Source organism: Tepidibacillus sp. LV47, from assembly GCF_048381575.1.
In the GTDB taxonomy this organism is placed as follows: Bacteria; Bacillota; Bacilli; order Tepidibacillales; family Tepidibacillaceae; genus Tepidibacillus.
The window spans coordinates 33,027-45,330 of sequence record NZ_JBLWIF010000001.1; the positions used below are offsets into that span (position 1 = coordinate 33,027).

Here is a 12,304-nt window from a genome sequence, read left to right on the forward strand (position 1 = left end):
AAAAAATCGGCTCTTTTTGTCTTCATATAAGGCTATATATATATATTATAATTTTACAACATTAGCAGCTTGAGGTCCACGGTTACCTTCAACGATATCAAAGCTAACTTTTTGACCTTCTTCTAATGTTTTAAACCCTTCGCCTTGGATCGCTGAATAGTGTACGAATACATCGTTTCCACCTTCAACTTCAATAAATCCAAAACCTTTTTCTGAATTAAACCATTTTACTTTACCTTGCATTTGAATAAGCCTCCTAAAAAAATCTGTGCACGAATTGTGCATATTCTAAATTAACCATTAGAACCTCATTATGTAGTCATGTAATAAAAAAGTACCCCTGAATTGTCATTCGGAAAATAAAACTCGTCCTCACAACATTGGGGTACGATTTCTTATTTCCAAAACTATATAATTCAGTTTAACGGTTTATATAAACTATACAATAATTTCTGATGAGAGTCAAATAAAAATAGCAAATTCATACGAAAATAAAAAAAGGTTCATTGTAAAATTAAATGCAACAAAATAAATATATAGAAAACGCCATGGTAAATCCGTTATGATTAAGTCGACCAAAACCATACATAACAGGAGGATTTACCGATGGCTTATTCTAATCATAACACAAAGAAACGTCATTTCAAACATCTCACTCCATATGAACGAGGTCAAATTCAAGTGCTACAAAAAGAAGGAAAAACCCTTCAAGAGATTGTAGATCTTCTTGGTCGCCACAAATCTACGATTTCTCGAGAATTGAAGCGAGGAACAGTTATTCAGCGTCGTTCTGACTTATCTGAGTATAAGACCTATTTCCCGGAAACAGGACAAGCACGTTATGAAGCCAACCGCTCCCATTGCGGGGCTAAATATAAACTCGTCCAAGCATCTGATTTTATTCGCTTTGCCGTAGAGAAAATACAAAAAGAACATTGGTCTCCTGATGCCGTCTGCGGCTTTGCTAAGGCAAATCAACTCTTTGGGATCGTTGTATGCACAAAAACGCTCTATAACTACATCGATCTTGGTGCACTACCTGTGAAAAATATTGATCTGCCTTTAAAAGTAACAAGAAACACAAAGAAAAAACGAAACCGCGTCAATAAGAAGATCCTTGGAGAAAGCATTGAACAACGCCCTTCTCACATTAACGAACGCACAGAGTTTGGTCACTGGGAAATTGATACCGTTTTAGGCAGTCGTCAAAAAGGCGCTGTCCTCCTTACCCTAACTGAGCGCATGACTCGCAAGGAAGTGATCATGAAAATCGATCAAAAGACAACGACTGCGATCCATCATGCAATACAACAGTTGAGAAATCAATACAAAACCGCCTTCTCCTCGATCTTTAAAACCATTACATCGGATAATGGCTCTGAATTTAGTGAACTCGTATCAGCGGTTAAGGATGAACAAACAAAAATCTATTACACCCACCCTTATACATCAAGTGAACGTGGCTCCAATGAACGTCACAATGGATTAATCAGACGATTCATTCCAAAAGGAAAGTCCATCGATGATATTGATGAGGATCTAATTGCTTACGTTGAACATTGGTGCAATACACTACCAAGGAAAATTCTTGGCTACAAGACACCAAATGATCTATTTCTAAAGGAATTGCAAAATGTCGCTTAATCTTACTGGATTTGGTATTTTATATTTTGTTGCATTTATTATTGCAATTTAGGAAAATAAAAAAATGATTTTAAAGCTGAAAAAAGTATAAATTGTTTTATTTTTACCGATTATGTATAAAGGAAGATTTTGGTTGAAAGGACTGATTTCATGGACCATTTATTAAATGCTCGTCTATTATTTGGTTTTACGATGGCTTTTCATGTTGTGTTTGCAGTTCTTGGTGTTGGTATTCCATTAATGATACTCATAGCAGAAATTATATATCAGAAAACAAATGACCGCGATTATGATATTATGGCCAAACGATGGACGAAAACTTTTGCTATTTTGCTAGGTGTAGGTATTCCCACTGGTACAATTGCAAGTGTACAACTTTCTATCTTATGGCCGACATTTATGGAAGCGGTTGGGAAAGTCATTTCTTTGCCATTTCAAATTGAGATTTATGCCTTCTTTTTAGAATCGATTTTCATGACGATTTATGTTTATGCTGCAGATCGCATCTCTGCTCCATTGCGAATTCTCAGTTTGTCTTTGGTTACAATTGGGGCTATTCTTTCTGCGGTGTTAATTACAAATGTTCATGCATGGCAAGAAACACCATCTGGTTTTGATTATGTAAATGGGGAATTTATAAATGTGAATCCATGGAAAGCATTCTTTAACCCCATCTTTTTTACTACAGCTTCCCATGTTGTATCGTCAGCCTTTATGGTTGGTGCCTTTATGACCGTAACCGTTGCGGCTTATAAAATGCTGAGAAAGGATATAACCGAACGGGAATATAAATTCCACCAAAAAGCATTAATGGTCGCTTTGCTTATAGGGGGGATTTCGGGAGTAATCACTGCCTTAAATGGTCATGATTCAGCGGTGAAACTCCATATTTATCAACCTGAAAAATTGGCTGCTGCAGAAGGATTATTCGAGACTACTTCAAACGCTCCTTTAGCAGTAGGAGGTATCGTCGACCCAAAAACACAGCAGGTTAAGTGGGCGTTACAAATACCTAGCCTATTAAGTATCTTAGCAACTGGAAAACCAAGTGGTGTGGTACGAGGGCTGAATGAGTTTCCAAAAGATGAGTGGCCACCACTTGTTACACATATCCTATTTGATGCAATGGTTGGTATTGGGGCACTACTTATATTCCTTGCTGTTTTGGGTTGGACACTAAAATTAAGAAAAAAAGAAAATCATTTTCCAAAATGGTTAATATGGGGCTATGTCTTTTCTGGCCCTTTAGCGATTGCAGGTATTGAATTAGGATGGTCATTTTCCGAGATCGGTCGTCAACCTTGGACTATCTATCGTGTTATGAAAACATCGGAGGCAGTAACTACTAGCGGGAATATGGGGCTTTTCTTCTTCATCTTTCTTGGGTTATATGTTTCACTTACAGTGATTACACTACTAGTAATTTGGTACTATTTTAAACGTCATCCATTAAAAAAGGATCTAGAAAAGTTAAATTAAAAAGAAGGGTTGGTGGATGAGATGGATGAAGCACAATTCAGTATTGCTCTGCTATGGCTTTTTATCTTCATCTATTCCATAGCTGGAGCACTTGATTTTGGCGCAGGATTTTGGTCAATGGTTTATTTTAATCGAAAAGATACGAAAGCAGGAGTAATTGCTAATAAATATCTATCACCAGCATGGGAAATTACCAATGTTTTATTAGCCATGTTTGTTGTTGCATTGGTTAGTTTTTTTCCGAATGCGACTTTTACCTTAGGGACTGTATTGATGATTCCAGCAAATTTAATCTTAGTTTTACTTAGTATAAGGACGGCTTTTATGGTTTTTGCCTATTCAGTAGAAGAGGGGTATCGAAAAATATTGAACCATATTTCAGGGATTGCTGGTATTTTGATTCTGGCTTTACTTGTTGTTGTATTACCCCTTACTCATGGGGGATATATTCGAGAAGTAAATGGAGTCCTCCAACTACCACTAAGTAAAGTATTTACAAGTCCAACAGTTTATGCCTTTATTGGCTTGGCAATTAGTATGACCTTATATCTATCCGCATTGCTGTTAGCTGATTATGCTAGTTTGACAGGGGATGGATCTGGTTTTGCCATTTATCGCAAACATAGTATATGGATTGGGCCGTTTACGGTATTGTTTGGCTTTTTGATTATTTTCACCATAAAAAATGAAGCCACATGGCTATATGTTAATCTTTGGAATTACTCATTGTGGCTGATCCTTTCAGTCGTTGCTTTTCTAATCGGATATTGGTTTATTTTGAGATCAACAAAAGACAAAAATGTTGAGAATCGTAGCTCGGGAATTGCTTTATTATTAACAATAGTTCAATTATTCCTTGCTAGTTATGCTTATGGAAAAGCCCATTTACCCTATCTTGTCTATCCGGCGACCATTCATGAAAGTATAACAAATGAAGAGATGTATCGTGCTTTGGTCATTATATATATAGTCGGAACCGTGCTTATGATACCAGCTTTTATTTGGCATTGGCGATTGTTTATTCGTAATAGGGAGTATGTTAAGTAGAATGAGAGCCAGTTATTTTAGCTGGCTCTATTGATCTCCTTCTTCTGGAACGATGCAGATAAAACGAAATGTTTCTTTTCCTCGATTGAGAAACTGATGAATTTTGTTCTCGGGTACATAGGCATAAGAACCTTCTTCCACTTCATAATCCTTACCATCAATATGTAAGATTCCTTTTCCAGAGATAATATAGTTGATATGTGGCCAGGGATGACTGTGACGAGGTGAGTATCCCCCCTCTTCTAAATCAAATAACCGCATGACATAACCTTCCCAACCTTCTTTTGGCGAAATTAAAACTCTTTTGGTCATTGCCTTGACTACTGGGCCCTCAATTTTCATTCCTTTTACATCTTTAATGTTTGATACGACCAACCTTATTCCCCCTCTACTTTTGAATCGTTTTTTACTAAAAATTCAAAATTTAATTATCCTTATTATATCCTATTAAACAATATAAAGGTATAATATTCAAAAGAGAAGGATTTTTTGGTAGAAATGTGGAATATATAGAAAAAGTTATTTTTACACGTCTATCGGAGGAAATATATGAAAACAATACGTGATCCTGTCCATAATATTATTCAATTTGATAAGCGAGAAGAACGTTTATTATTGGATCTAATTGACACTTTAGAGTTTCAACGATTAAGACATATAAGGCAACTTGGATTAACTTCATTTACATTTCCTGGCGCTGAACATACTCGCTTTACCCATTCTCTAGGGGTTACCCATGTGATGAAACGATTACTTGATAAGTTAACAAGTCTAAAGGAAGAACATATTCAGCCCTTTGTAGAGGAATTAAAAGAACATCGGTTATTAGCGCTTACTGCTGCATTATTACATGATATTGGTCATGGTCCTTTCTCCCATGTTCTTGAAAAAATAACTAAGATACGGCACGAAAAATGGACTATTGGTATTTTGCTTAACAATACGGAAATCCATCAAGCTCTTGAAAGCTATCGAACGGGTTTTGCTCAAGAAGTGGCTGATGTGATTCAACGGACCCATTCATCAAGAGCATTAGTGAAATTGTTGTCGAGTCAATTAGATGCAGATCGGATCGACTATTTATTAAGGGATTCAAAAATGACAGGAGCGGGATATGGATATTTTGATCTAGAATGGTTAATTCATGTCTTGCGAGTTGGGGAAGTAAATGGCGAGTTCGAAGTAGGTCTAGATAAAGACAAAGGTCTTAGTATCGCTGAAGATTTCGTAATGGCTCGCTACTATATGTATGTAAATGTTTATTATCATAAGACAAGTAGGAGTGCCGAATTATTAATTGACAGAATTTTTACCCGAGCGATTGAATTAAACAAAGAGGGTGAGTTGGAATTACCCAATGATTTATATGAGATCCTTGTCAATGGATTAACTCCAAAAACCATCAAAAATTATTTAGCACTCACTGATAACACGGTTTGGTTCTATATTTATCAATGGAAAGATCATAAAGATCCGATTTTAAGTGATTTGTGTTCTCGATTCGTACATCGACGCTTATATAAGACAGTCCCGATCAACGAAATGAACGAAATGGTCTTATTTGAAAAAGTTTTGGACTTATCTAAAAGAAAAGGAATACCATATCAATATATTTATCTTAAGGATGAAGCGATTATCAGCTCATATGAAGATGATTATATCCTTCATAATGAAAAATCAATTGACAAAAAGGTAGCAACTGAACAGATCATCCTTTTTGATAAAAAAGGGAATCATGAAGAGTTATCAAATATCTCGGATACAATACGGCAAATCCGAAATAAGAAAATATTTATCCCTCGAATTTTTATGCCAGAAGAATATATAGAAATGGTTCTAAAATAAAATGTAACTTGATTTTGATAAAACCTTTCTAACCTAATTTTTAGAAAGGTTTTTCTTGTTTTTGAAAACAAATTGCACCGGATGAGATGGATTATGTTAAAATAAGTTTTAAAATTCGATAAAATCTGGGAGGATTAAGAGAATGAGTCAGGTACAAATCAAAGATATTATCATTGCAAATCAAGCCTTAAAAGATGTTGTTACCAAAACACCTCTTCAACGTAATGAAATTTTATCCAATCGGTATCAGTGTAATGTTTATTTAAAACGTGAAGACTTGCAAGTTGTCCGGTCTTTTAAAATACGAGGAGCTTACTATTTTATTCAAAGTCTAACAGACGAAGAAAGAAAAAGGGGCGTTGTTTGTGCGAGCGCAGGTAACCATGCTCAGGGGGTTGCTTATTCTTGCCAATTATTAAAAATTCAAGGGAAGATTTTCATGCCTACGACTACACCTAGACAAAAAATAACACAAGTTAAGCGATATGGTGGTTCTTATGTAGAAGTAATTCTTACAGGAGATACATTTGATGATTCTTATTATGCAGCCAAAAACTATTGTGAAAAAGAAAATATGGTTTTTATTCATCCATTTGATGATCCAAGAACCATTGCTGGACAAGGAACGATTGGTGTAGAGATTATGAATGATTTGGACGATTCTCTTGACTTTGTATTTGTTGGTGTGGGTGGTGGAGGATTAGCTGCTGGAATTGGTTCATACATAAAAAGCATCAGCCCATCAACCAAAATTATCGGGGTAGAACCAATGGGAGCGCCCGGAATGAAACGGTCAATAGAACAAAATCGGGTAGTTACCCTCGACTTTATTGATAAATTTGTCGATGGTGCAGCTGTCAAACAAGTTGGAGAACTTACGTTTCACATTTGCAAGGAAACATTGGATGACATTGTTTTAGTTCCCGAGGGAAAAGTTTGCACAACAATTTTAGAATTATACAATGAGAATGCAATTGTAGCTGAACCAGCAGGAGCACTCTCTATTGCGGCTTTAGACTTTTATCAGGATCAAATTAAGGGTAAAAACGTAGTCTGTATTTTAAGCGGTGGAAACAATGATATTGATCGTATGCAAGAAATAAAAGAACGATCACTGATTTATGAAGGATTGAAGCATTACTTCATTATTAATTTTCCTCAACGGGCAGGTGCACTACGAGAATTTATTGATGAGGTTTTGGGCGTAAATGATGATATTACTCGATTTGAATACACGAAAAAGAATAATAAAGATAATGGTCCTGCTCTAGTTGGAATTGAGTTAAAAAATAAAGAAGATTATCATGCCTTGATTGATCGAATGAATAAAAAAGGTGTTTCATATATTGAAATAAATAAGGATGAGAATTTATTTAACTTGTTAATTTAAGTTTTGGACAGTATGAGAAGATGAGAAGGTGGTTTAGCCTTCTTTTAGAAGATCGAATGACAAAAGAACCATTGCTCGAAAACGTGCTATTAGAAGAAAGGGAAAGCGTGTCTTTGAGCGTCTAGATTTCTAGGCTTATATAATGGAGGAGAGTTGATGTTAGATAAGATTAAAGGTGCTTTATACGGTGTAGCTATTGGTGATGCTTTAGGTGGTACAACCGAGTTCATGACACCTTTTGAGATTAAACAGAAGTATGGACGATTAACGCAAATAGTAGGTGGCGGTGTATGGGATTTACAACCTGGAGAAACAACTGATGATACAGCCATGACCATTGCTTTAGCTAAAGGATTGCTTGCAAATCCTGATGATCCTATATCAGCAATCGGTAATGAATTTGTGAAATGGTATAAAACCAAACCAAAGGATGTAGGAAAAACGGTAAGACTAGCTCTTGAAAGTTATTTACAATGGAGTGATTGGGAAGTTGCTGCAAAAAAAGCTCATGAATTAAGTGGTGGTAAAAGTGCGGGAAATGGTTCATTAATGCGCACATTACCTATAGCTCTTGTTTATCAAGATCTACAAAAAATCGAAGAGATTACCTTCCGTCAATCAAAAATGACTCATTATGATCCTTTAGCTAGTGAAGCATGTGTCATTTATAACCGAATTGCCTATCGATTACTAAACTCTGATATCAGTCTTTCTAAGGCAATTCAGGTTGAAATTGAGGGTACAAGATATAAATCAGTATTAAAAGGAAAACCCAAAGTTCCCTCAGATGGTTATGTGGTTCATACTTTTTTATGGGTTTTACATCTTTTACTTCAATACTCTACGGTTGAAGAGGTAATCATTGAAGCGGCAAATTTGGGGGATGATAGTGATACTGTAGCAGCAATTGCTGGAGGTTTGGTGGGGTTATATCATGGCTATGATTCGATACCTAAAATGTTCTCAGATAAAATTTTAGTGAAAGACCAACTTGATTTTTTAGTTCACGAGATTTACATGGCTCGTATGAATCAGAGTAAATGAGTTAAAGGTTATTTCAGAAATTATTGCAGAAATAATATATATTTTGTACAATTATTGCGACAACTAAAAATGATATTCCTTCGGGGTTGGGTGAAATTCCCTACCGGCGGTGATCAAACAGTTTTGTTTGTAGTCCGCGACCCAATAATCAAACGGATTATTGGTTGATTCGGTGAGATTCCGAAACCGACAGTGAAAGTCTGGATGGGAGAAGGAAGAAAGAGTTTAGTCCGTTTAATCATTTACCATTCCCATATATAAGGAATGTTATCGTACCGTGTCTATTATTTATCATTATTAGGATATAAGTATGGATTGAACATTTTACCCCGAAGCGAAACGCTTTGGGGTTTTATTTTTGGTTTAAGAAAGGTGGTTCATCAATTGGATGATCGCTTTTATATGCAATTGGCACTTGATTTAGCAAGAAGAACAAAAGGACAAACTTCACCTAATCCGATGGTTGGTGCAGTAGTGGTAAAAGACGGAAGAATTATTGGATTAGGAACACATTTAAAAGCTGGTGAACCTCATGCTGAAATCCATGCTCTGAATATGGCAGGAAAAATGGCAGTAGGAAGCACCCTTTATGTAACACTTGAACCTTGTAGCCATTATGGAAAAACTCCTCCATGTGCCGAAAGGATTATTCAGGAAAAAGTAAAAAGGGTTGTTATCGCTAATATTGATCCCAACCCCCTTGTAGCAGGAAAAGGTGTTGAACTTCTTAAAAAGGCAGGAATTGAAGTAACAACTGGTGTTTTAGCGGAAGAAGCAAAAAGGTTAAATGAGGTTTTTTATAAATACATTACAACGCGAACTCCGTTTGTAACCGTGAAAACAGCGATGACCTTAGATGGGAAAATTGCCACTTATACAGGAAGCAGTAAGTGGATTACAGGTGAAAAAGCAAGAAACTATGTCCATCAACTGCGGCATGAACATGATGCTATTATGGTTGGTATAGGTACTGTATTAAAAGATAATCCTTCTCTTACTGTACGATTAGAACAACCAGGAATCCATCCAATCCGTGTTGTACTTGATACAACACTAAAAATACCGATGGATGCAAAACTGATCACCGACAAAATTGCACCAACTTGGATTTTTACATCAGAAAAAGCTCCAAAGGGAAAAATCGAACAATTACAATCCATGGGGATAAAAGTCATTCAAATGAGTAGATATCAAGATATTCCAATAAATAAAGTACTTCAATATTTAGGAAGAAACCAGATTACATCAGTTCTTGTCGAGGGAGGATCAACAATTATTGGTCAGTTGTTTGATCAACGTTTGATCGACAAATATATTGCTTTTATCGCTCCGAAATTAGCGGGTGGGAATCAATCTCCTACAAGTATCGGCGGGCAAGGCATCGCTAATATGTCTGAAGCCGTTTCACTAACTAACCTAACCATTGAAAGATTCGGGGATGACATTTGTATTACAGGTTATCCAATCTACCAGAAGATGGAGGCATGAATGATGTTTACAGGATTAATTGAAGAAGTAGGGAGAATCAAAGAGATTCACCGTTCAAGGGATTCTATGGTTTTAACAATTGAAGCAAAAAAGGTTCTCGAAGATGTCGCAATTGGTGACAGTATAGCTGTAAACGGAATTTGTTTAACGGTGACAAATTTTCAATCCACTTCTTTTACTGTGGATGTGATGCCAGAAACGATCTATAAAACCAATTTAAGTGAATTAAAAATTCATAGCTTAGTGAATTTGGAACGTGCTATGAGTCCTAATCGCCGTTTTGGAGGGCATTTTGTAGCAGGACATGTCGATGGAACGGCAGTTTTAATTGAGAAAAAACCCCTCGATAATGCGATTTATTTTACATTTGAAGCAGAACTCTCATTAATTAGATATATGATTCCAAAAGGTTCTATTGCCATAGACGGGATTAGCTTGACACTAGTTGACGTATCAGACCGAACTTTTACTGTTTCAATCATTCCTCATACACTTAAGAATACGAATTTATCAACGAAAGAAATCGGTCATTCAGTTAATATTGAAGTAGATATGATTGGTAAATATGTTGAAAAATATGTTATGAATTTTATGACTTCGCAAAATCAAGGAAAAAAGGGAATTACAGAATCTTTTTTAAAAGAAAATGGTTTCTTATAAAAGGGGGAGTGAAGAATGTTTCATTCAATTGAGGAAGCAGTTGAAGATTTAAAACAAGGTAAAGTCGTTATTGTTGTCGATGATGAAGATCGTGAAAATGAAGGAGATTTTCTTGTATTAGCAGAAAAGGCGACTCCTGAAGTCATTAATTTTATGATTAAAGAGGGAAGAGGGCTAGTTTGTGTTCCAATGACTGAAGAAAGAGCAAATCAACTTGACTTACCGCCGATGGTACAACATAATACAGACAATCATGGGACAGCATTTACTGTATCTGTTGATTATATCGATACGACTACAGGTATCTCAGCTTATGAAAGGGCTAAAACAGTACAAGCTCTAATTAACCCTAATGTCCGCCCAAAAGACTTCCGGCGTCCTGGTCACATTTTCCCCCTTATTGCAAAAGAAGGTGGAGTCTTAAGACGAGCTGGCCATACAGAAGCAGCAGTAGATTTGGCAAAAATAGCAGGAGCCTATCCGGCAGGTGTCATTTGTGAAGTAATAAAAGAAGATGGTTCGATGGCACGAGTGCCTGATTTGCTAGAAATTGCAAAAAAATTTAACCTAAAAATCATTACAATTGCTGATTTAATTCGCTATCGTAATCAAAGTGAGAAACTTGTTCATAAAGAAGTTGAAGTCTACTTACCTACTGAATATGGAGAATTTCGAATTGTTGCTTATACAAATGATGTTGATGATAAAGAACATATTGCTTTAGTGAAAGGAGAAATTCACGGAGATCAACCGATTTTGGTACGAGTCCATTCTGAATGCTTAACTGGAGATGTTTTTGGTTCGTACCGTTGTGATTGTGGCCCTCAACTTCATGCGGCTTTAAGGCAGATTGAAGAAGAAGGACAAGGAGTTCTATTATATATGCGGCAAGAAGGACGGGGAATCGGTTTAATTAACAAATTACGAGCTTACCAACTTCAGGATCAAGGTTATGACACTGTTGAAGCCAATCATAAATTAGGATTTCCAGCCGATTTAAGAGATTATGGAATAGGCGCACAAATCTTAAAAGATCTAGGTGTTCGAAAAATTCGCTTACTAACGAATAATCCACGAAAGATTAAAGGTTTAGAAGGACACGGTTTAGAAGTGGTTGAAAGGGTACCGCTAATCATTGAACCGAATCGAAACAATATCAATTACTTACAAACAAAGAAAAGTAAATTAGGCCATTTATTAAATATATAAAAAAGAAAGGAAAGATGATGATGAGAAATTATGAAGGACATTTAGTAGGAACTGGATTACGAATTGGAATTGTGGTTTCCCGTTTCAATGAATTCATCACAAGCAAACTGTTAAGCGGTGCAAAAGATTCATTAATTCGCCATGGAGTAGATGAAAAGCAAATCGAAGTGATGTGGGTACCAGGTGCTTTTGAAATTCCCCTTGCTGCTAAAAAAATGGCAAATTCAAATCGTTATGATGCTGTCATTGCACTTGGTGCAGTAATTCGCGGTGCTACGCCTCATTTTGATTATGTTGCCTCAGAAGTTTCAAAAGGAATTGCGAACATTAGCTTACAATCAGATACACCCGTTATTTTTGGCGTTTTAACCACTGACTCTATCGAACAGGCGATTGAAAGAGCGGGAACAAAAGCTGGTAATAAAGGTTGGGAGGCAGGCTTAACAGCAATTGAAATGGCCAATGTATTAAGACAATTTGAAGAAAATGAATAAAAGA

Annotated in this window: 12 protein-coding genes and 1 riboswitch; of the genes, 10 read left to right on the forward strand and 2 right to left on the reverse strand. The window is 36.1% G+C overall.

Annotation, left to right across the window (positions count from 1 at the left end; all coding sequences use genetic code 11):
• Positions 1-45: 45 nt before the first annotated feature.
• Complete coding sequence (cspD, locus tag ACMW72_RS00125) at positions 46-243, reverse strand: cold-shock protein CspD (protein ID WP_418366805.1); 198 nt, start codon at positions 241-243, stop codon at positions 46-48.
• A gap of 363 nt (positions 244-606) precedes the next feature.
• On the opposite strand from cspD, the gene ACMW72_RS00130 reads away from it, so the two are divergent.
• The 3 genes from ACMW72_RS00130 (at position 607) to ACMW72_RS00140 (ending at position 4,170) form a co-directional block, all read left to right on the forward strand.
• On the forward strand, positions 607-1,644 hold the full coding sequence (locus ACMW72_RS00130; protein WP_418366806.1) for an IS30 family transposase: 1,038 nt from the start codon (positions 607-609) through the stop codon (positions 1,642-1,644).
• A gap of 150 nt (positions 1,645-1,794) precedes the next feature.
• Positions 1,795-3,123 carry a cytochrome ubiquinol oxidase subunit I gene (locus ACMW72_RS00135; protein ID WP_418366807.1) on the forward strand — a complete coding sequence of 443 codons (1,329 nt, stop codon included), beginning with the start codon at positions 1,795-1,797 and terminating at the stop codon, positions 3,121-3,123.
• A 21-nt stretch (positions 3,124-3,144) separates the two neighbouring features.
• Positions 3,145-4,170 (forward strand): cytochrome d ubiquinol oxidase subunit II, encoded by a 1,026-nt coding sequence (locus tag ACMW72_RS00140; protein WP_418366808.1) that lies wholly within the window; start codon positions 3,145-3,147, stop codon positions 4,168-4,170.
• Between the two features lie 27 nt (positions 4,171-4,197).
• Here ACMW72_RS00140 and ACMW72_RS00145 read toward each other — a convergent pair whose 3' ends face one another.
• Entirely contained in the window at positions 4,198-4,545 is a 348-nt protein-coding gene (locus ACMW72_RS00145; protein WP_418366809.1) for a cupin domain-containing protein, read from the reverse strand.
• Between the two features lie 174 nt (positions 4,546-4,719).
• On the opposite strand from ACMW72_RS00145, the gene ACMW72_RS00150 reads away from it, so the two are divergent.
• The 7 genes from ACMW72_RS00150 (at position 4,720) to ribE (ACMW72_RS00180) (ending at position 12,300) form a co-directional block, all read left to right on the forward strand.
• Positions 4,720-6,015: an HD domain-containing protein gene (locus ACMW72_RS00150; RefSeq protein WP_418366810.1), complete on the forward strand. Its 1,296-nt coding sequence runs from the start codon at positions 4,720-4,722 to the stop codon at positions 6,013-6,015.
• A 142-nt stretch (positions 6,016-6,157) separates the two neighbouring features.
• Positions 6,158-7,405, forward strand: a complete 1,248-nt coding sequence (ilvA, locus tag ACMW72_RS00155; RefSeq protein ID WP_418366811.1) for a threonine ammonia-lyase IlvA — start codon at positions 6,158-6,160, stop codon at positions 7,403-7,405.
• A 156-nt stretch (positions 7,406-7,561) separates the two neighbouring features.
• Positions 7,562-8,449: an ADP-ribosylglycohydrolase family protein gene (locus ACMW72_RS00160; RefSeq protein ID WP_418366812.1), complete on the forward strand. Its 888-nt coding sequence runs from the start codon at positions 7,562-7,564 to the stop codon at positions 8,447-8,449.
• Positions 8,450-8,521: 72 nt separating this feature from the next.
• Positions 8,522-8,669, forward strand: a riboswitch (FMN riboswitch).
• A 182-nt stretch (positions 8,670-8,851) separates the two neighbouring features.
• Positions 8,852-9,937, forward strand: coding sequence for a bifunctional diaminohydroxyphosphoribosylaminopyrimidine deaminase/5-amino-6-(5-phosphoribosylamino)uracil reductase RibD (gene ribD, locus ACMW72_RS00165; RefSeq protein WP_418367366.1), 1,086 nt, complete (start codon positions 8,852-8,854; stop codon positions 9,935-9,937).
• Between the two features lie 3 nt (positions 9,938-9,940).
• Positions 9,941-10,597 carry a riboflavin synthase gene (gene ribE / locus ACMW72_RS00170; protein WP_418366813.1) on the forward strand — a complete coding sequence of 219 codons (657 nt, stop codon included), beginning with the start codon at positions 9,941-9,943 and terminating at the stop codon, positions 10,595-10,597.
• Between the two features lie 15 nt (positions 10,598-10,612).
• The gene (locus ACMW72_RS00175; protein WP_418366814.1) at positions 10,613-11,806 is read left to right on the forward strand and encodes a bifunctional 3,4-dihydroxy-2-butanone-4-phosphate synthase/GTP cyclohydrolase II; all 1,194 of its coding nucleotides are present in this window, start codon (positions 10,613-10,615) and stop codon (positions 11,804-11,806) included.
• A gap of 20 nt (positions 11,807-11,826) precedes the next feature.
• Complete coding sequence (gene ribE, locus ACMW72_RS00180; RefSeq protein WP_418366815.1) at positions 11,827-12,300, forward strand: 6,7-dimethyl-8-ribityllumazine synthase; 474 nt, start codon at positions 11,827-11,829, stop codon at positions 12,298-12,300.
• Positions 12,301-12,304 lie beyond the last annotated feature (4 nt).